The organism is Stutzerimonas stutzeri (assembly GCF_038561965.1).
Lineage (GTDB): Bacteria > Pseudomonadota > Gammaproteobacteria > Pseudomonadales > Pseudomonadaceae > Stutzerimonas > Stutzerimonas stutzeri_AA.
Genome location: NZ_CP139348.1, coordinates 4,784,463 through 4,804,363, shown reverse-complemented (window position 1 = coordinate 4,804,363; position 19,901 = coordinate 4,784,463). Strand labels below are relative to the sequence as shown.

20 protein-coding genes are annotated in these 19,901 nt (G+C 60.5%); 18 read left to right on the top strand and 2 right to left on the bottom strand.

What is annotated here, in order from left to right; genetic code table 11:
* The first annotated feature begins 2 nt into the window (after nucleotides 1-2).
* The 18 genes from SM130_RS22255 (at nucleotide 3) to glmS (ending at nucleotide 16,853) form a co-directional block, all read left to right on the top strand.
* A complete protein-coding gene (locus SM130_RS22255; protein WP_102826739.1) occupies nucleotides 3-263 on the top strand; it encodes a monovalent cation/H+ antiporter complex subunit F in 261 nt (86 codons plus the stop codon).
* Nucleotides 260-655 carry a monovalent cation/H(+) antiporter subunit G gene (gene mnhG / locus SM130_RS22250; RefSeq protein WP_102826740.1) on the top strand — a complete coding sequence of 132 codons (396 nt, stop codon included), beginning with the start codon at nucleotides 260-262 and terminating at the stop codon, nucleotides 653-655. Before SM130_RS22255 ends, mnhG begins: the two co-directional genes overlap by 4 nt.
* Before the next feature lie 437 nt (nucleotides 656-1,092).
* Nucleotides 1,093-2,985 (top strand): tRNA uridine-5-carboxymethylaminomethyl(34) synthesis enzyme MnmG, encoded by a 1,893-nt coding sequence (mnmG, locus tag SM130_RS22245; protein ID WP_102826741.1) that lies wholly within the window; start codon nucleotides 1,093-1,095, stop codon nucleotides 2,983-2,985.
* Nucleotides 2,985-3,632 (top strand): 16S rRNA (guanine(527)-N(7))-methyltransferase RsmG, encoded by a 648-nt coding sequence (gene rsmG, locus SM130_RS22240; RefSeq protein ID WP_102826742.1) that lies wholly within the window; start codon nucleotides 2,985-2,987, stop codon nucleotides 3,630-3,632. Before mnmG ends, rsmG begins: the two co-directional genes overlap by 1 nt.
* Nucleotides 3,633-3,651: 19 nt before the next feature.
* Entirely contained in the window at nucleotides 3,652-4,440 is a 789-nt protein-coding gene (locus tag SM130_RS22235) for a ParA family protein (protein ID WP_102826743.1), read from the top strand.
* Between the two features lie 9 nt (nucleotides 4,441-4,449).
* Nucleotides 4,450-5,322 carry a ParB/RepB/Spo0J family partition protein gene (locus SM130_RS22230; protein WP_102826744.1) on the top strand — a complete coding sequence of 291 codons (873 nt, stop codon included), beginning with the start codon at nucleotides 4,450-4,452 and terminating at the stop codon, nucleotides 5,320-5,322.
* A gap of 133 nt (nucleotides 5,323-5,455) precedes the next feature.
* Nucleotides 5,456-5,854, top strand: coding sequence for a F0F1 ATP synthase subunit I (locus SM130_RS22225; protein WP_102826745.1), 399 nt, complete (start codon nucleotides 5,456-5,458; stop codon nucleotides 5,852-5,854).
* A gap of 14 nt (nucleotides 5,855-5,868) precedes the next feature.
* The gene (gene atpB, locus SM130_RS22220) at nucleotides 5,869-6,741 is read left to right on the top strand and encodes a F0F1 ATP synthase subunit A (RefSeq protein WP_102826746.1); all 873 of its coding nucleotides are present in this window, start codon (nucleotides 5,869-5,871) and stop codon (nucleotides 6,739-6,741) included.
* Between the two features lie 68 nt (nucleotides 6,742-6,809).
* The gene (atpE, locus tag SM130_RS22215) at nucleotides 6,810-7,037 is read left to right on the top strand and encodes a F0F1 ATP synthase subunit C (RefSeq protein WP_019340921.1); all 228 of its coding nucleotides are present in this window, start codon (nucleotides 6,810-6,812) and stop codon (nucleotides 7,035-7,037) included.
* A gap of 93 nt (nucleotides 7,038-7,130) precedes the next feature.
* Entirely contained in the window at nucleotides 7,131-7,601 is a 471-nt protein-coding gene (locus tag SM130_RS22210) for a F0F1 ATP synthase subunit B (RefSeq protein ID WP_019340922.1), read from the top strand.
* A gap of 12 nt (nucleotides 7,602-7,613) precedes the next feature.
* Nucleotides 7,614-8,150 carry a F0F1 ATP synthase subunit delta gene (locus SM130_RS22205; protein ID WP_102826747.1) on the top strand — a complete coding sequence of 179 codons (537 nt, stop codon included), beginning with the start codon at nucleotides 7,614-7,616 and terminating at the stop codon, nucleotides 8,148-8,150.
* Nucleotides 8,151-8,165: 15 nt separating this feature from the next.
* Complete coding sequence (atpA, locus tag SM130_RS22200) at nucleotides 8,166-9,710, top strand: F0F1 ATP synthase subunit alpha (protein ID WP_102826748.1); 1,545 nt, start codon at nucleotides 8,166-8,168, stop codon at nucleotides 9,708-9,710.
* Nucleotides 9,711-9,760: 50 nt separating this feature from the next.
* Nucleotides 9,761-10,624: a F0F1 ATP synthase subunit gamma gene (atpG, locus tag SM130_RS22195; RefSeq protein WP_102826749.1), complete on the top strand. Its 864-nt coding sequence runs from the start codon at nucleotides 9,761-9,763 to the stop codon at nucleotides 10,622-10,624.
* 30 nt (nucleotides 10,625-10,654) lie between these two features.
* The gene (atpD, locus tag SM130_RS22190) at nucleotides 10,655-12,031 is read left to right on the top strand and encodes a F0F1 ATP synthase subunit beta (RefSeq protein ID WP_102826750.1); all 1,377 of its coding nucleotides are present in this window, start codon (nucleotides 10,655-10,657) and stop codon (nucleotides 12,029-12,031) included.
* Between the two features lie 80 nt (nucleotides 12,032-12,111).
* On the top strand, nucleotides 12,112-12,540 hold the full coding sequence (locus SM130_RS22185; protein ID WP_102826751.1) for a F0F1 ATP synthase subunit epsilon: 429 nt from the start codon (nucleotides 12,112-12,114) through the stop codon (nucleotides 12,538-12,540).
* 147 nt (nucleotides 12,541-12,687) lie between these two features.
* A complete protein-coding gene (gene glmU / locus SM130_RS22180; RefSeq protein WP_102826752.1) occupies nucleotides 12,688-14,049 on the top strand; it encodes a bifunctional UDP-N-acetylglucosamine diphosphorylase/glucosamine-1-phosphate N-acetyltransferase GlmU in 1,362 nt (453 codons plus the stop codon).
* A gap of 168 nt (nucleotides 14,050-14,217) precedes the next feature.
* Nucleotides 14,218-15,000 carry a DeoR/GlpR family DNA-binding transcription regulator gene (locus tag SM130_RS22175; RefSeq protein WP_102826753.1) on the top strand — a complete coding sequence of 261 codons (783 nt, stop codon included), beginning with the start codon at nucleotides 14,218-14,220 and terminating at the stop codon, nucleotides 14,998-15,000.
* A 2-nt stretch (nucleotides 15,001-15,002) separates the two neighbouring features.
* Nucleotides 15,003-16,853 (top strand): glutamine--fructose-6-phosphate transaminase (isomerizing), encoded by a 1,851-nt coding sequence (gene glmS / locus SM130_RS22170; RefSeq protein WP_102826754.1) that lies wholly within the window; start codon nucleotides 15,003-15,005, stop codon nucleotides 16,851-16,853.
* 65 nt (nucleotides 16,854-16,918) lie between these two features.
* Here glmS and SM130_RS22165 read toward each other — a convergent pair whose 3' ends face one another.
* A complete protein-coding gene (locus tag SM130_RS22165) occupies nucleotides 16,919-17,473 on the bottom strand; it encodes a biliverdin-producing heme oxygenase (RefSeq protein ID WP_102826755.1) in 555 nt (184 codons plus the stop codon).
* Nucleotides 17,466-19,871, bottom strand: a complete 2,406-nt coding sequence (locus SM130_RS22160) for a response regulator (protein ID WP_102826756.1) — start codon at nucleotides 19,869-19,871, stop codon at nucleotides 17,466-17,468. Before SM130_RS22160 ends, SM130_RS22165 begins: the two co-directional genes overlap by 8 nt.
* Between the last annotated feature and the right edge of the window lie 30 nt (nucleotides 19,872-19,901).

Here is a 19,901-nt window from a genome sequence, read left to right as displayed (position 1 = left end):
ACATGATCGTCACGCTGCTGATCCTGGTCATGCTGCCGTTGGCTGTGACCCTCTGGCGGATGATCGTCGCCCGGACGCTGGTCGACCGCGTGGTGGCCCTGGATATGCTGACCGGCGTCGGTGTGGCCATCGCCGCGCTGGTCGCTGCAATGACCGGGCGGCGGGAATTTCTCGATGTGGGGTTCGGCCTGGGACTGATCGGATTTGTCGGTACCTGCGCCTTCGCCGTCTTCATCATGCGCAAGGGGAAAAGCGAACAATGATCGAAATCCTGGCTGTTGTTTTCATGCTGGTCGGCGTGGTCTTCCTGTACGCAGCCATATTCGGCCTGCTGCGCTTTGCCGATCCCCTGCAGCGAATCCATGCAACAACCAAGTCCGGCACGGTCGGTGCGGGTCTGATTCTGGTTGGGGTGATGATCCACATGGGCGATGGGCAGGTCACGTTCATTGGCTCCGCCACGGTGATCTTCCTGATGCTGACCATCCCGATCGCCGGTCACCTGCTCGGGCGTGCCGCCTATGTTTCCGGCGCTCGACTCGACGGCCTGCATGGCGAGGATGCGCTGGACGGCGTGCTTGAGCGCAGTCCGCTGACACTCGATGAGTGCCTGGAACAGACCGAACAGCAACATCCTCCTCGCGACCATTCCTGAACTCGACGTAAGCCAACCGCTGTCTCGATCGTGCTTCAAGCCCTCCGACAAGACCTGTTGATAAGTACCACTCAGCTAAGTAGATAACCTAGGCCTGAACCCTCTGCATAACCAGCCTGTGCATAACTCGATTCTTTATCAACAGGTATCTCACGTGATCTACACCGGAACAGCCCAGGCGCAGCACAACCTTTTGAAACTCTGAAGCGCTTGCTGCATAAGGCCTGTAGAAGCTTATCCACAGAAACCCGCTTCACCATTAATAAACATATCTACAAGCTCTTTATATATTTCTTCTCTATTTCTATTTATGCATAACCCAGCGGCTCGCCCAAGCAGTTGGTCATTTTTTGTTCAAAGCCCTTCTTTAGAGCAGCCTTAGTCCCTATACTTCGCGGTTTCCCGAAATCCAAATCTGAACAGGCACGAGGTGCGTGGTGGACTTCCCTTCCCGTTTTGACGTGATCGTTATCGGTGGCGGCCATGCCGGTACCGAAGCTGCGCTGGCAGCTGCACGCATGGGCGTGAAGACCCTGCTGCTCAGCCACAATGTGGAAACCCTCGGCCAGATGAGTTGCAACCCGGCTATTGGCGGTATCGGCAAGAGCCACCTGGTCAAGGAAATCGATGCCTTGGGCGGGGCCATGGCCAGCGCCACCGACAAGGGCGGCATCCAGTTCCGCGTACTCAACAGCCGTAAGGGACCCGCCGTGCGCGCGACCCGTGCACAGGCTGACCGCGTGCTTTACAAGGCCGCCATTCGCGAGATGCTGGAAAACCAGCCCAACCTGTGGATATTCCAACAGGCTGCCGACGACCTTATCGTCGAGCAGGACCAGGTCCGTGGCGTCGTTACCCAGATGGGCCTGCGTTTCCTCGCTACATCCGTGGTGCTGACTACCGGAACCTTCCTCGGCGGACTTATCCACATAGGCCTGCAAAATTATTCCGGTGGGCGCGCAGGGGATCCGCCTTCGATCGCGCTGGCCAAGCGTCTGCGTGAGCTGCCGCTGCGTGTAGGTCGCCTAAAGACCGGTACCCCACCAAGAATCGATGGGCGTACCGTCGACTTCTCGCAGATGACCGAACAGCCAGGCGATACGCCGTTGCCGGTGATGTCGTTCATGGGCAACCGCGAGCAGCATCCGCCGCAGGTCAGTTGCTGGATCACCCATACCAACGCGCGGACCCACGAGATCATCGCGGCCAACCTTGATCGTTCGCCGATGTACTCCGGCGTGATCGAAGGCGTGGGCCCGCGCTATTGCCCGTCCATCGAAGACAAGATCCATCGTTTCGCCGACAAGGACAGCCATCAGGTCTTCCTCGAGCCGGAAGGCCTGACTACCCACGAGCTGTACCCCAACGGCATCTCCACTTCGCTGCCGTTCGATGTGCAACTGCAGATCGTGCAAAGCATTCGTGGCATGGAGAACGCCCACATCGTGCGGCCTGGCTATGCCATCGAGTACGACTACTTCGATCCGCGCGATCTCAAGTACAGCCTGGAAACCAAGGTGATCGGCGGGCTGTTCTTTGCCGGCCAGATCAACGGTACGACCGGCTACGAAGAAGCCGGCGCCCAGGGCCTGCTCGCCGGCGCCAATGCGGCGCTGCGTGCTCAGGGCAAGGACGGCTGGTGTCCGCGCCGCGATGAGGCTTACCTCGGCGTGCTGGTCGATGACCTGATCACTCTTGGCACGCAGGAGCCCTATCGCATGTTCACCTCGCGCGCCGAGTACCGGCTGATCCTGCGCGAGGACAATGCCGATCTGCGCCTCACCGAGAAGGGCCGCGAGCTGGGGCTGGTGGACGATGCCCGTTGGGCAGCGTTCTGTGCCAAGCGCGAGGGCATCGAACTCGAGGAGCAACGGCTGAAGAACAGCTGGGTGCGTCCGGGCACGCCTGAAGGCGACGCCATTTCCGAGCGTTTCGGCAGCCCCTTGGCGCGCGAGTACAACCTGCTCAATCTGCTGGCGCGTCCGGAAATCGATTACCAGAGCCTTATCGAACTGACCGGTAACGGCGCGCAGGATCCACAGGTTGCCGAACAGGTTGAAATCAAGACCAAGTACGCCGGTTACATCGAGCGTCAGCAGGACGAGATCGAGCGCCTGCGTGCCAGCGAAAACGTCGCGCTGCCGGCGGATCTCGACTACACGACCATCCCCGGGTTGTCGAAGGAGATTCAGCACAAGCTCGGCCTGGCCCGTCCTGGGACGCTCGGGCAAGCATCGCGTATCCCAGGCGTGACCCCAGCAGCGGTGTCGCTGCTGATGATTCATCTGAAGAAACGTAACGCCGGCCAGCAGTTGGAGCAGAGCGCTTGATGAGTCTCGTCAGTGAGTCGCACGCCGCCGAGCTCGTCCGTGGTGCCCGTGAGCTGGGTATCGAACTGAGCGAGGGGCAACAGCAGCAACTGCTTGCCTATCTGGCTCTGCTGATCAAATGGAACAAGGCTTACAACCTCACTGCTGTGCGTGACCCCGATGAAATGGTCTCGCGGCACTTGCTCGACAGTCTCAGCGTGGTGCCCTTCGTCGCCGAAGCTGGCCGAACCTGGTTGGACGTCGGCAGCGGTGGCGGCATGCCTGGCGTGCCGTTGGCGATCATGTTTCCCGATCGTGCCTTTACGCTGCTCGATTCGAACGGCAAGAAGACGCGCTTCCTGACGCAGGTGAAGCTGGAACTGAAACTGGCCAACCTCGACGTAGTGCACAATCGCGTCGAACAGTTCCAGCCGGCTGCGCCCTTCGAAGGCATCACCTCAAGAGCCTTCAGCTCGCTTGAGGACTTCGCCAGTTGGACGCGCCATCTGGGCGCTACCGACACCCGCTGGCTGGCGATGAAAGGCGTGCAGCCCGACGACGAGCTGCAACGGCTACCCGATGACTTCCGTCTCGATGCCTGCCACGTACTCAAGGTTCCCGGTTGCCAAGGCCAGCGCCATCTGCTGATACTGCGCCGCACTTCATGACCCCGGACAGACACTGACCATGGCTAAAGTTTTCGCCATTGCCAACCAGAAGGGCGGTGTCGCCAAGACCACCACCTGCATCAACCTCGCGGCTTCGCTGGTTGCCACACGCCGGCGGGTGCTGTTGATCGACCTCGATCCCCAGGGCAATGCCACCACCGGTAGCGGTGTGGATAAGCTCGGCCTGGAGTACTCGATCTACGACGTACTGATCGGCGAATGCAGCCTGGTGGATGCCATGCAGTTTTCCGAGCATGGCGGCTATCAGCTGTTGCCGGCCAACCGTGATCTGACCGCTGCCGAAGTGGCGTTGCTGAATCTGCCGGCCAAGGAGAAACGACTGCGCGAGGCGCTGGCGCCGGTTCGTGAGAACTACGATTACATCCTCATCGACTGCCCGCCGTCGCTGTCGATGCTGACCGTCAACGCACTGTCTGCCGCTGATGGCGTGATCATTCCCATGCAGTGCGAGTATTACGCGCTTGAAGGGCTTACCGATCTGGTCAGCTCCATCCAGCGCATCGGCCAGGCACTGAATCCGAGCCTGAAGATCGAAGGTCTGCTGCGCACCATGTACGACCCACGCAGCAGCCTGACCAATGACGTATCCGAACAGCTCAAGGCGCATTTCGGCGACAAGCTCTACGACACCGTAATTCCGCGCAACGTCCGGCTCGCCGAGGCACCCAGCCATGGCATGCCGGCGCTGGTCTACGACAAGCAATCCAAGGGCGCTCTGGCCTATCTGGCCCTGGCCGGCGAACTGTCGCGACGCCAGCGACAGGCGGCTCGTGGTGCCCCCGCATAAGGACTATTCATGGCGACCAAGAAAAGAGGTCTAGGACGGGGGCTCGATGCCCTGCTAGGCGGCGCCAGCGCCACGGCGATGCAGGAAGAGGCCGCCAAGGTCGACACCCGTGAACTCCAGCATCTGCCGCTGGATCTGGTTCAACGCGGCAAATACCAGCCACGCCGCGACATGGACCCGCAAGCGCTCGAGGAACTGGCGCAGTCGATCAAGAACCACGGTGTGATGCAGCCGATCGTCGTGCGCCCGGTCAGCGGTGGGCGTTTCGAGATCATCGCCGGTGAGCGCCGCTGGCGTGCCAGTCAGCAGGCCGGACTGGAAAGCGTCCCGGCGTTGGTCCGCGAGGTTCCCGACGAAGCCGCCATCGCCATGGCGCTGATTGAAAATATCCAGCGCGAAGATCTCAATCCGATCGAAGAGGCCGTTGCGCTGCAACGGTTGCAGCAGGAATTCCAGCTGACCCAGCAGCAAGTCGCCGATGCGGTCGGCAAGTCGCGCGTATCGGTGAGCAATCTTTTGCGTCTGATCGCCTTGCCGGAAGAGATCAAGACGCTGCTGTCCCACGGCGACCTGGAGATGGGCCATGCGCGCGCGCTGCTCGGCTTGCCGGCCGAACAGCAGGTTGAAGGCGCGCGGCATGTTGTCGCACGGGGGCTGACCGTCCGCCAGACCGAAGCCCTTGTCCGCCAATGGTTAACCAGCAAGGAAGCACCGAAGGCCGAGACCAAGGTTGATCCCGACATCAGCCGCCTGGAACAGCGCCTGGCTGAGCGCCTGGGCTCGCCGGTGCAGATCAAGCACGGGCAGAGGGGTAAGGGGCAGCTGGTTATCCGCTACAGTTCGTTGGACGAATTGCAGGGCGTATTGGCGCACATTCGTTGATACAAATTGTTTGTAGTGCCGGTCGGAAAATACTACCGGAGTGTTGAACCACGGCTGGCCTGCTCCTATACTCGCGGCGCTTTTTTGACTGCGGACAATTATTTACGCGGCCCGCTGCAGTGATGGAAATCCGGTGAACATACGCAACAGAACACCCTTCCATCGTCTTCCGGCTTTTCGCGTATTGCTGATGCAGGCGATGGTCGTAGTAGTGACCGCTGTCTCATGTGGCCTGATTTTTGGTATTGTCGCCGGCTACTCCGCGCTGTGCGGTGGTTTGATTGCGCTGTCGGCGAACGTGTATTTCGCATACAAGGCCTTTCGTTACTTTGGCGCACGTTCGACCCAGGCGATCATCCAGTCCTTCTGGTCTGGCGAGATGGGTAAACAGATTCTGGCAGCAGCGCTGTTTGCGTTGGTGTTCGTGGGAGTGAAACCGCTGGAACCGATCGCCTTGTTTGCCGGCTATCTGCTGGTTCTGGGAGTCGGAGCAAGCGCGCTCCTGCTGATGAAAAACAATCCGAAGCATTGAGCATTGAGGCGTTTATGGCGAGTACCCCTGCTGAATATATCCAGCACCACCTGCAAAACCTGACTTACGGCAAATTGCCGGTAGGTTACGAGCGTGCTGATGGCTCCGTTCTCGATCAGGCCACCTGGACCATCGCTCAGACTGGTCTGGAAGCGCGCGACATGGGCTTCATGGCAGTCCACCTCGATACGCTTGGTTGGTCGCTGTTCATGGGCCTGATCTTCATCCTGGTTTTCCGTATGGCCGCCAAAGGCGCTACCGCCGGTATTCCGGGTCGCCTGCAGAACTTCGTGGAAATGTGCGTCGAATTTGTTGAAGGCGTGGTGAAGGATACGTTCCATGGGCGCAACGCGCTGATCGCACCTCTGGCTCTGACCATCTTCGTCTGGGTGTTCTTGATGAACAGCCTGAAGTGGATTCCGGTCGACTACATCCCGGGTCTAGCAAGTCTGCTTGGCCTCCCTTACTTCAAGATCGTCCCAACCGCCGACCCGAACGGTACGTTCGGTCTGTCGCTCGGCGTGTTCATCCTGATTCTGTTCTACAGCGTCAAGGTCAAGGGCTTGGGTGGTTTCAGCAAGGAACTGGCATTCACCCCGTTCAATCACTGGTCCCTGGTGCCGTTCAACCTGTTCCTGGAAATCCTCGGTTTGCTGACCAAGCCGCTCAGCCTTGCGCTGCGTCTGTTCGGCAACATGTACGCCGGTGAGGTGGTGTTCATCCTCATCGCGCTGCTGCCGTTCTACGTGCAGTGGACCCTGAATGTGCCCTGGGCGATCTTCCACATCCTGGTGATCCCGCTTCAGGCGTTCATTTTCATGGTTCTGACCGTGGTGTACCTGAGTTCTGCCCATGAGGATCATGGACATGCCGAACTCACGCCGTAACAGCTGAACCGTTGCAACTGTTTCGCTTTACCAAGAAAACCTTAACCCCTTAGCTTCAGGAGCTTTACATGGAACTCGTCTACATCGCCGCCTCTATCATGATCGGTCTGGGTGCCCTGGGTACCGGCATCGGCTTCGCCCTGCTGGGTGGCAAACTGCTGGAATCCACTGCTCGTCAACCCGAGCTGGCTCCTCAGCTGCAGACCAAGACCTTCCTGATGGCTGGTCTGCTCGACGCCGTACCGATGATCGGTGTTGGTATCGCGATGTACCTCATCTTCGTTGTCGCTGCTTAAGACTTTTCCGGTTCCTGATGGGGTTCGCATGGCGAGCCCCGTTGCCGTGGAATTGACAACCGCGTCGAACGAGATAGCACGAGGTATATCGCTGTGAACATTAACTTGACGCTGTTCGGTCAAACGTTCGCCTTCGCTATTTTCGTCTGGTTTTGCATGAAGTACGTATGGCCGCCAATCACCAAGGCCATGCAAGAACGCCAGAAGAAAATCGCTGAAGGACTGGACGCCGCAGGCCGTGCGCAGCAAGACCTAAAGTTGGCTCAGGAAAAGGTTTCCAACACCCTCCGTGAGACCAAGGGGCAAGCTGCCCAGATTCTTGAGCAGGCCAACAAGCAGGCCAACGCCATCGTTGAGGATGCCAAGCAACAGGCGCGCGTCGAAGGCGAGCGACTGGTAGCCGGCGCCCGCGCCGAGATCGAGCAGGAAGTGAATCGTGCCAAGGAGCAACTGCGTAACCAGGTAGCCGTGTTGGCTGTCATGGGTGCGGAGAAGATTCTGGAGTCCCAGGTGGACGCCAAGGCACACAACGATCTGGTCGAAAAACTGGCCTCCCAACTCTAAGCGAGGCAAGCGATGATCAATACCCAGACGCTTGCTCGGCCATACGCAAAGGCCGCTTTCGAGTTCGCCAGCGCGGCTGGCCGGATTGATGCCTGGTCGGGCATGTTGAGCCTGGCTGCGGTCGCTGTTGAAGTTCCCCAAGTTGCCGAATTGCTGAAAAATCCGCGTCTGACCAGCGATAGCAAGGTCCAGTCGTTGGTTCAGCTCTTCGGTAGCGACATTGATGAAGCGTTCCGAAACTTCGTCTCCACGCTGGGCGATAACGATCGTCTGGACGTGTTGCCGACCATTCGGGAGCTATTCGAGGAACTCAAGGCTGAAGCTGAAAAGACACTCGACGTTGAAGTGCAGACAGCTTTCGAGCTGACCCCTGCACAACTCCAAACTTTGGCTGCCGCCTTGTCGAAGCGGCTAGATCGTACCGTCAACCCCCAGCAGGTCGTGAACCCTGCGCTGATCGGCGGCGTTGTTATCCGCGCCGGCGATGTGGTTGTCGATGGTTCGGTCCGCGGCAAACTGAGCCAGTTGGCCGAATCGTTGAAATCCTGATTTGAGGGTCGTGGCATGCAGCAACTGAATCCTTCCGAGATTAGTGAAATCATAAAGCAGCGCATTGGTAGTTCCGATGTGTCTGCTCAAGCGCGCAACGAAGGTACCGTCGTCAGCGTTTCTGACGGTATCGTGCGCATTTACGGCCTGGCCGACGTTATGTACGGGGAGATGATTGAATTCCCTGGCGGCGTTTTCGGCATGGCTTTGAACCTGGAGCAGGACTCCGTCGGCGCCGTGGTATTGGGTGCCTACCAGAGCCTGACCGAAGGCATGAGCGCCAAGTGCACTGGCCGCGTCCTTGAAGTCCCGGTAGGTCCGGAACTGCTCGGCCGCGTTGTCGACGCACTGGGCAACCCGGTTGACGGCAAGGGCCCGGTCAACGCGCAGGCTACTGACGCGGTTGAAAAGGTTGCCCCCGGCGTGATCTGGCGTAAGTCGGTCGACCAGCCTGTACAGACCGGCTACAAGTCGGTCGATGCGATGATCCCGGTTGGCCGCGGCCAGCGCGAGCTGATCATTGGCGACCGTCAGATCGGTAAAACCGCACTGGCCATCGACGCGATCATCAACCAGCGCAACAGCGGCATCAAGTGCGTTTACGTGGCGATCGGTCAGAAGCAGTCGACCATCGCCAACGTGGTGCGCAAGCTCGAGCAGCACGGCGCCCTGGCTAACACCATCATCGTTGCTGCATCGGCATCCGAATCCGCTGCGCTGCAGTTCCTGGCTCCTTACGCCGGCTGCACCATGGGCGAGTACTTCCGTGACCGCGGTGAAGATGCGCTGATCGTTTATGACGATCTGTCCAAGCAGGCTGTCGCCTATCGCCAGATCTCCCTGCTGCTGCGTCGTCCGCCAGGACGTGAAGCCTACCCGGGCGACGTGTTCTATCTCCACAGCCGTCTGCTTGAGCGCGCATCGCGTGTCTCCGAAGAGTACGTCGAGAAGTTCACCAATGGCGCCGTGACAGGCAAGACCGGTTCCCTGACCGCTCTGCCGATCATCGAAACCCAGGCTGGTGACGTTTCCGCGTTCGTTCCGACCAACGTGATCTCGATCACCGACGGTCAGATCTTCCTCGAGTCGTCGATGTTCAACGCAGGCATCCGTCCGGCTGTTAACGCCGGTATTTCGGTATCCCGCGTCGGTGGCGCCGCGCAGACCAAGATCATCAAGAAGCTTTCTGGTGGCATTCGTACCGCACTGGCTCAGTACCGTGAACTGGCGGCATTCGCCCAGTTTGCGTCCGACCTGGACGAAGCAACCCGCAAGCAGCTCGAGCATGGTCAGCGTGTTACCGAGCTGATGAAGCAGAAGCAGTACGCGCCGATGTCCATAGCCGACATGGCGGTGTCTTTGTATGCAGCTGAGCGTGGCTACCTGCAGGACATCGAAGTGGCCAAGGTTGGCGCCTTCGAACAGGCGTTGATTGCCTATTTCCACCATGAGCACGTTGCTCTGCTGGACAAGATCAACGTGAAGGGCGACTTCAACGACGAAATCGACGCCGGCATCAAGGCTGGAATCGAGTCGTTCAAGGCCACCCAATCCTGGTAAGCCGCAGCGGGAGCCGCGAGGCTCCTGCTTGCTAACCCGATAGGTGTCAAATGGCAGGCGCAAAAGAGATTCGCAGCAAGATTGCGAGCATCAAAAGCACGCAGAAGATCACCAGCGCCATGGAAAAGGTGGCGGTCAGCAAGATGCGCAAGGCACAGATGCGCATGGCTGCCAGCCGCCCCTATGCGGAGCGGATTCAGCAGGTAATCGGCCATTTGGCCAATACCAACCCGGAATACCGTCATCCGTTCATGGTGGAGCGTCCGGTCAAGCGCGTCGGTTACATCGTCGTCTCTTCCGATCGTGGCCTGTGCGGTGGCTTGAACACAAACATGTTCAAGGCGCTGATCAAGAACATGAAGGAGTGGCACGACAGCAAGGTGGAAGCCGACCTGTGCGTGATCGGTACTAAGGGCGCGAGCTTCTTCCGCAGCTTTGGCGGCAATGTGGTCGCAGCAGTCAGCGGGCTTGGCGAAGAGCCATCGATCAATGATCTGATCGGCAGCGTCAAGGTCATGCTGGATGCCTTCGATCAGGGCCGTCTGGACCGTCTCTACCTGGTGTCGAACAAGTTCATCAACACCATGACGCAAAAGCCGACCGTAGCGCAGCTGCTGCCGTTGGCGGCGGGTGACGATCAGACTGCGCCGAAAGGCAAATGGGATTACTTGTACGAACCCGACGCCCGCCTGTTGCTGGATGCGTTGCTGGTTCGCTATATCGAGTCCCAGGTCTACCAGGCCGTGGTCGAGAACGGTGCCGCCGAACAGGCCGCCCGAATGATCGCCATGAAGAACGCAACCGATAACGCCGGTGATCTGATCAGCGATCTGCAACTGGTCTATAACAAGGCCCGTCAGGCTGCGATCACGCAGGAAATTTCGGAAATCGTCGGCGGCGCTGCCGCGGTTTAAGAACGGTTCAAATATTCAGAGGAACCAAACATGAGTAGCGGACGTATCGTTCAAATCATCGGCGCCGTTATCGACGTGGAATTCCCGCGCGATGTGGTACCGAGTATCTATGACGCGCTGAAAGTGACTGGCGCTGAAACCACCCTGGAAGTTCAGCAGCAGCTGGGTGACGGCATTGTCCGTACCATTGCCATGGGTTCGACCGAAGGCCTCAAGCGTGGTCTGGACGTCACCAACACGGGCGCTGCCATCTCCGTACCGGTAGGCACTGCCACGCTGGGTCGGATCATGGACGTACTGGGCAACCCCATCGATGAAGCCGGTCCGATCGGTGAAGAAGAGCGCTGGGGTATCCATCGCGCGGCGCCGAGCTATGCCGAACAGGCGGGCGGCAACGAGCTGCTGGAAACCGGCATCAAGGTTATCGACCTGGTTTGCCCGTTCGCCAAGGGCGGTAAGGTCGGCCTGTTCGGTGGTGCCGGTGTTGGCAAGACCGTAAACATGATGGAACTGATCCGTAACATCGCGATGGAGCACAGCGGTTACTCCGTGTTCGCCGGTGTGGGTGAGCGTACTCGTGAAGGTAACGACTTCTATCACGAGATGAAGGATTCCAACGTTCTGGACAAGGTTGCGCTGGTCTACGGCCAGATGAACGAGCCGCCAGGAAACCGTCTGCGCGTAGCACTGACCGGCTTGACTATGGCCGAGAAGTTCCGCGATGAAGGCAAGGACGTTCTGCTGTTCGTCGACAACATCTATCGCTACACCCTGGCCGGTACCGAAGTGTCCGCGCTGTTGGGCCGTATGCCGTCCGCGGTGGGCTATCAGCCGACTCTGGCCGAGGAAATGGGCGTTCTGCAAGAGCGCATCACCTCCACCAAGAGCGGTTCGATCACCTCCGTTCAGGCCGTCTACGTACCTGCGGACGACCTTACCGACCCGTCTCCGGCGACCACCTTCGCCCACTTGGACGCCACCGTGGTTCTGTCGCGTGACATCGCCTCCCTGGGTATCTACCCGGCGGTCGATCCCCTCGACTCCACATCGCGCCAGCTGGACGCCAACGTGATTGGCCAGGAGCACTACGATACCGCTCGCGGCGTTCAGTACGTGCTGCAGCGCTACAAAGAGCTTAAGGACATCATCGCAATCCTCGGTATGGATGAGCTCTCCGAAGCCGACAAGCAGCTGGTATCTCGTGCTCGTAAGATCCAGCGCTTCCTGTCCCAGCCATTCTTCGTGGCCGAAGTCTTCACCGGTTCGCCTGGCAAGTACGTTTCACTGAAAGAAACCATCCGTGGCTTCGCCGGCATTCTCAACGGTGATTACGATCACCTGCCGGAGCAGGCGTTCTACATGGTTGGCGGTATCGACGAAGCCATCGAGAAAGCCAAGAAACTGTAACTGGCGCGCCCGCTTGCGGGCGCCAATAAGCTCAGCTGGCGGCAGCCGCTTCCAGCTGCGCTCATTACCGAGGCATAAGTATGGCTATGACAGTCCACTGCGACATCGTCAGTGCGGAAGAAGAGCTGTTCTCGGGGCTGGTAGAGATGGTCATCGCCCATGGTCATTTGGGTGACCTGGGCATTCTGCCTGGCCACGCTCCTTTGCTGACTGATCTCAAGCCGGGTCCGGTGCGAGTGATCAAGCAGGGTGGCAACGAGGAGATCTTCTACATCTCCGGCGGCTTCATTGAAGTTCAGCCGAACATGGTGAAGGTTCTCGCCGATACCGCTACCCGCGCCAAGGACATCGACGAGGCTGCTGCTCAGGCCGCCGTCAAAGCTGCCGAGAAGGCGCTGCACGAGAAGGGCGCGGATTTCGACTACGGCTCCGCGGCCGCTCGTCTGGCCGAGGCCGCAGCTCAGCTGCGTACCATCGAGCAGATGCGCAAGAAGTACGGCCGACACTGATCGGCAAGCGGCTTCATCGCGCACGAGTAAAAGGGTAGCCTTGGCTACCCTTTTTCTTTTTCTGCCATTTGACGGCACCGATGCCAGTCGCACCCGGGACACACGCGCGGGTGAACTGCCGGGCCGATACCGTTCAGGAATCGCTGCATGTCTCTCGATATCGTCATTCTCGCCGCCGGCCAGGGCACACGTATGCGTTCGGCGCTGCCTAAGGTGCTGCACCCGGTAGCCGGCAAATCCATGCTTGGGCATGTCGTCGACACCGCGCGTGCGCTGCAGCCAAAGAGCATTCAGGTGGTCATTGGTCACGGTGCCGAACAGGTGCGCCAACGGCTGGGCGGCGATGACCTCAATTACGTGGTTCAAGCTGAGCAACTGGGCACCGGGCATGCCGTGGCGCAGGCACTGCCACACCTGTCAGCCGAGCGTGTGTTGATCCTCTATGGCGACGTACCGCTTATCGAAGTCGAGACATTGCAGCGCCTGCTGCAGAAGGTTTCGCCCGAGCAGCTGGCGCTGCTGACGGTAGCGCTGGATGACCCAACCGGCTATGGCCGGATCGTTCGCGACGAGCGCGGCGAGGTGCAGGCCATCGTCGAGCACAAGGATGCCAGCGATGCGCAGAAGGCGATTCGTGAAGGCAACACGGGCATTCTCGCTGTGCCAGGCAGCCGCATCGGCGAATGGTTGGGCCGCCTGTCCAACAGCAATGTCCAGGGCGAGTATTACCTGACCGACGTGATCGCCATGGCCGTGGCCGATGGCTTGCGCGTGGCCACCGAGCAGCCGCGCGATGCCATGGAAGTGCAGGGCGCCAACGACCGAATTCAGCTTGCCGAGCTCGAGCGGCACTACCAGCATCGCGCCGCACGCCGTTTGATGGCCCAGGGTGTAACGCTGCGCGATCCGGCGCGCTTCGATCTACGTGGTGAGGTCAGTGTAGGACGGGATGTGCTGATCGACGTGAACGTGGTGCTCGAAGGCACGGTGGTCATTGAAGACAATGTGCAGATCGGGCCGAACTGCGTGATCAAGGACAGTACCTTGCGCCGCGGCGCGATCATCAAGGCCAACTCCCATCTTGAGGGCGCGGTAGTCGGTGAGGGCGCGGATTGCGGTCCGTTCGCACGGCTGCGTCCCGGCAGCATCCTAGGTGCCAAAGCGCATGTGGGCAACTTCGTCGAGCTGAAGAACGCGACGCTGGGCGAGGGCGCCAAGGCCGGTCACCTCAGTTACCTGGGCGATGCCGAAATTGGTGCACGGACCAACATTGGCGCTGGCACCATCACCTGCAACTACGATGGCGCGAACAAGTTCAAGACGGTGATGGGCGAGGACGTTTTCATCGGTTCCAACAGCTCTCTGGTGGCGCCATTGACGCTAGGCGATGGCGCGACAACCGGCGCTGGTTCGACCATCACCGAGGACGTACCGGCGAACACTCTTGGGCTGGGCCGCGGGCGCCAGCGCAATATCGAAGGTTGGCAGCGCCCGGTGAAAAAAACGTAATTTGTCGTTGAGGCGGAACCGTTCTAAGCGGGTTCAGAGTGGGCTCGGCCCACCGACCCGCCGGATGAACCGGTTGGCCTGTACGCTTGCTCGCCGTACCGCAAGCTTGCGAGTTATCCATCCTTATGTTTTGATTCGCGGCATTAACTTTCGAATCGAAACATTCAAATGTCGAAACGCAACACTCCGCAACGCCGTCACGCCATTCTTTCGCTGCTTACCGAGCGTGGCGAAGTCAGTGTGGACGAGCTGTCGCGGCGTTTCGAGACCTCGGAAGTCACGATCCGCAAGGACCTTGCTGCGCTGGAGAAGAATGGCCTGTTGCTGCGTCGCTACGGCGGTGCTGTGTCGCTGCCCCAAGAGCTGATCGGCGACAGCGTGCATCCCGTCTCGCCGTACAAGCAAGCCATTGCCGGCGCCGCGGTTGGCTGCATCCGAGAGCACGCACGAATCATCATCGACAGCGGCACTACCACTGCGGCGATGATTCCGCAGCTAGGCCACAAGCACGGCCTGGTGGTGATGACCAATTCGCTGAACGTGGTCAACGCCCTGCGCGAACTTGAGCATGAGCCCGTACTGCTGATGACGGGGGGCACCTGGGATCCGCATTCAGAGTCGTTCCAGGGCCAGGTGGCCGAGCAAGTGCTGCGTTCCTACGACTTCGACCAGCTGTTCATCGGCGCCGATGGCATCGACCTGGAGCGCGGCACTACCACTTTCAACGAACTGCTAGGGTTGTCCCGAGTGATGGCCGATGTGGCACGCGAAGTCATCGTGCTCGCCGAGGCCGACAAGATCGGTCGACGCATCCCCAATCTCGAGCTGCCCTGGGGCAGCGTACACACCCTGATCACCGATGAGCGCCTCAGCGACGAGGCGCGCACCAGCATCCAGGCCCGTGGCGTCAAATTGATCTGCGTGGCCGTCGAAACCAATCTGGAGACCTGAGTATGTGTGGCATCGTTGGCGCCGTCGCCGAACGCAACATCACCGCGATCCTTCTCGAAGGCCTGAAGCGCCTGGAATACCGTGGCTACGACAGCGCCGGCGTTGCCGTGCTGAATGACAGCGGGACGCTGGAGCGCCTGCGCCGCAACGGCAAGGTCGCCGAACTGGAATTGGCTCAGCAGCAGACGCCGCTGGTGGGGCGCCTGGGTATCGCGCACACCCGCTGGGCGACGCACGGTGCGCCCTGCGAGCGCAATGCCCATCCGCACTTCTCCGGCGACGATCTGGCCGTGGTGCACAACGGTATCATCGAGAATCACGAGGCGCTGCGCGCCCAGCTCAAGGGCATGGGCTACGTGTTCCTGTCCGATACCGATACCGAAGTCATCGTGCATCTGCTGCACCATAAGCTCGAAACGCTCGGCGACCTGACCGCTGCGCTCAAGGCTGCGGTCAAGGAGCTTCACGGCGCCTATGGCCTGGCGGTGATCAATGCCAGGCAGCCGGACCGCCTGCTTGCCGCGCGCAGTGGCAGCCCGCTGGTGATCGGCCTCGGGCTGGGTGAGAACTTTCTCGCCTCGGATCAGTTGGCGCTGCGTCAGGTTACCGACCGCTTCATGTATCTGGAGGAAGGCGACATCGCCGAGATCCACCGCGATGAAGTGCGGATCTGGGACGTCGACGGCCAGCCGGTCCAGCGCGAGGCCGTGCAGTACCACGAAGGTGCCGAAGCGGCGGACAAGGGCGAGTATCGCCACTTCATGCTCAAGGAAATCCACGAGCAACCCAAGGTGGTGCAGCGCACCCTGGAAGGCCGGCTCGGGGACCATCAGGTGCTGGTGCAGGCGTTCGGACCGCAGGCCGCCGAGCTGTTCGCCAAGGTGCGCAATGTGCAGATCGTCGCCTGTGGCACCAGCTATCACGCCGGCATGGTGGCCCGGTATTGGCTCGAAGAGCTGGCTGGTATTCCGTGCCAGGTCGAGGTTGCCAGTGAGTTTCGCTACCGTAAGGTCGTGGTGCAGCCCGACACCCTGTTCGTCACCATCTCCCAGTCTGGGGAAACCGCAGATTCACTCGCAGCGCTGCGCAATGCCAAGGCGCGCACCGAGCAGGAGGGCCGTTATCTGGCCAGCCTGGCGATCTGCAATGTCGGTATCAGCTCCCTGGTGCGTGAATCGGATCTGACGTTGCTGACGCAGGCCGGCCCGGAAATCGGTGTGGCATCGACCAAGGCATTTACCACCCAGCTTGTCGGTCTGTTGTTGCTGACGCTGTCGCTAGGGCAGGTCCGTGGCACCTTGTCCCCGGTGCTGGAAGCGGAGCTGGTGGATGAACTGCGCCGCCTGCCGACCCGTCTGGGCGAGGCGCTGGCGATGGATACAACGGTGGAGAAGATCGCCGAACACTTCGCTGAAAAGCACCACACCCTGTTCCTTGGCCGCGGTGCACAGTACCCGGTGGCGATGGAAGGTGCGCTCAAACTCAAGGAAATCTCCTACATCCATGCCGAGGCTTATCCGGCTGGTGAGCTTAAGCACGGGCCGCTCGCGCTGGTGGATGCGGACATGCCGGTGGTCACGGTGGCGCCGAACAACGAGCTGCTGGAAAAGCTCAAGTCCAACCTGCAGGAAGTGCGCGCCCGTGGCGGCGAGTTGATCGTCTTTGCCGATCGTGAGGCAGGCATCGAAGATGGCGAGGGCACGTTCATCGTCAGCATGCCGCATATCCACGATGTACTGGCCCCGATCCTCTACACGCTGCCACTGCAGCTGCTGTCGTATTACGTGGCCGTCCTGCGCGGTACCGACGTCGACCAGCCACGCAACCTGGCCAAGTCCGTAACGGTGGAGTGATCGCAGGTTCTAGCCAGCAGAGAGCGCGCGCGAAAAATTAAAAGGCCCTTCGGGGCCTTTTACATTTAGCCGTATTCGCAGCCTCGCTCCACTACCGCGGCGTCGGCGAATAGCTCGAAGGTCGCTTGGGCAGCAGCCAGCATCGGCTCCCAGGCACAGCCGGGCGCCGCCTGTTCCAGCCGTGTGAGAAAGTTCGGCCAGAGCTTCGAGACGTCGCCATGCTCGAGGTAACGAACCGGTGCGCTCGGATCGGCCTGCCGTATCCGGCGGGCGAGTACGCGTCCGCCCAGCCGCGATCCTTCCAGCACATAGGCGACGCCCCAGCAGCTGGCGATGCCGCTTATCTGCGGCGCCTGCAGCGGCGGAGGGGAAGGGCAGTCCAGTTCAGCCAGATCGGCCAACAACGCATGACGACGTGCACGTGTCGGCCAGTCGTCGAGCAATTCGGCGATACCGGCCCGCTCCAAGGAGAGTTCCGTGGCGTTCAGCACGCGGGCGTGAGCACGTAGAAAGCGGCGATAGTCGTCCGGCTGATCCAGCGCGAAGCCGGAGAAGGCGGAATCGACCTGCTCGTGCAGCGTTGCCGTCGCCTGTCTGAGGCGCGCCCGTAGCTCAGCCATCGGCCAGGCTGCCTTCTCGTAATGCGAGGTGAATCTTGCTTGCCAACTGCTCTTCACGAAATGGTTTCTGGATGATCGAGTATCCGACCAGGCCCAGTTCGCACAGCTCGGCATAGCCCGTCACGAATATCACCGGCAGCTCGGGATAACGTACCCGCACCGCCCGTGCCAGCTCGCCGCCATTCATTCCAGGCATGGCGAAGTCGGCCAGCAACAGATCCACCTCGACGCCTGTGCCGAGTAGCTGCAAGGCATGCTCACCGCTTTCCGCTTCGGTGACTGCGAAGCCAAGGTTCTGCAGCATCTGCGCCGTCACCTCGCGCACGCTGTGATCGTCATCCACCAACAGAATACGGTGCTGACCATTATCCTGATGGGTGTCGGCGCTTATCGCGGCGCTCGGCTCCAGTGTTTCTGGCGGCTCGGTGCGGGGTAGGAACACCTTGACCGTGGTACCGGCGCCGGGACGGCTTTCGATGCGTGCACCACCGCCGGACTGCTTGGCAAAACCGAACACCTGGGCCAGCCCCAGCCCCGAGCCCTTGCCGACTTCCTTTGTAGTGAAGAACGGTTCGAAGGCCTTGCTTAGAACCTCTTCGCTCATGCCGGTGCCGGTATCGGTCACTGACAGCACGACATAGTCCCCTGGGCTCGGGTCCTCGGCGCGCAGCGCCGGTTCGGTAACCGCGACATTGCGCGTACCCAGGGTCAGTCGACCGCTGTCGCCCATCGCGTCGCGGGCATTGATCGCCAGGTTGAGAATGATCATCTCGATCTGCGTCGGGTCGACCAGTGCGTGCCAGATATTGGCCTGGGTGTCGGTTTCGATGCTGACGCTGCCACCGAGGGTGCTCTTCAGCAGGCTGAGCAGGCTGAGCAGGGTGTCGTTGAGGTCGATCGCAGTGGGTGTCAACTGCTGACGGCGGGCAAAGGCGAGCAGCTGGCTGGTCAGTGTGGCGCCGCGCTCGCCGGATTCGCGGATGTACTGCAGGCGTCGCAAGCTGCGTTCCAAGGGGGCGCCTTGTTGCAGGTCGTTCTGCAGAAAGCTCGCGCTGGTCAGGATGACGGTGAGCAGGTTGTTGAAGTCATGAGCGACGCCTGCAGTCAGCTGACCGACCGCTTCGAGGCGCTGCAACTGCTGCAATGTAGCTTCGACACGCTCGCGCTCCTGAATCTGCGCGCGCAGCTCACGGTTGGCTTCAGCCAACTTGTCGACCGCGGCGATCTCGCTGGTGATGTCGCGCGCCGCCGAATAGATACGGCCAGCGTCTGCTACCGCGGTCCAGGACAACCAGCGATAGCTGCCGTCGCGATGGCGCAGGCGATTGACGAAGCGATTGGTGACCTTGCCGCGCGCTACGCGAGCGTTTTCATCCAGGGTCGCTTGCAGATCGTCCGGGTGCACCAGCCAGGTCAGTGAATGCTGCATCATACGTTCGAGCGGAAAGTCGAACGCGAGCTCCCACATCGGGTTGAGCGCCACCGGCATCATGTCCAGGTGAGTCACTGCCAGCAGATCGCGTGACAACTCCCACGTGCGGTCGCGCTCGCGAGTTCGTTCCTGTACGCGCTCGCCGAGGGTTTCGTTCAGTTGCTTGAGTGTCTGGGTCGCCAGCTGTTGCTCAGTGATATCCATCACCACGCCAACGAAGCGCGTGCATTGCCCGCCTTCGAAAAATGCCTGGCCGCGGGTTTCCATCCAGCGCAGGCTGCCGTCATCGAACAGCACGCGGTAGGTGGTGCAGAACTCGCCTGCGTCTTCACCTGAAATGGCGCGGTCGATCTGTTCGCGTACCTGTCCGCGATCCTCCGGGTGGCAGAGCCGCTCGAACAAGGGCATGTCCACCGCTGTGTGAGTATCCAGGCCGAGCATCGCTCGACAGCGTGCGTCCCAGATCAGCGTTTCGCTCTGCGGCTCGTAGTCCCACATGCCCAGCCGCGCCGCGTCGATGGCCAGGCGCGCACGTACTTCCACTTCCCGCAGCGCCTGCTCGGCCTGCAGCCGGCGGCGACGTTCGTTGACTTCGGCGAGCGCCCGTTCCACCGCTTTGGGCAGGAAACCGAGGTTCTGCTTGAGCACGTAGTCGACGGCGCCAGAGCGCATCATATTGACCGCATGCTCCTCGCCGAATACCCCGGAGAGGAAGATGAAGGGCGTCTGCGGCGCTAGCCGCTGCGCTTCCTGCAACGCCTCGCTACCGGAGAAACCGGGGAGGATGAAGTCCGCCAGAATCAGATCGAACGATCGTCGCTGCAGTGCTTCCACGACACCGGCGTGGCTGTAGACCAGTTCGGTATGCAACGTGTAGCCACTGCGCTCCAGAGCCAGCTGGGCCAGTTCCGCGTCGTGCGGGCTGTCCTCGATGAACAGGACGCTGATGTTCTTTGACGCTGGCATATCTATCCAGTCGAGGATGCAGGAGTCGTA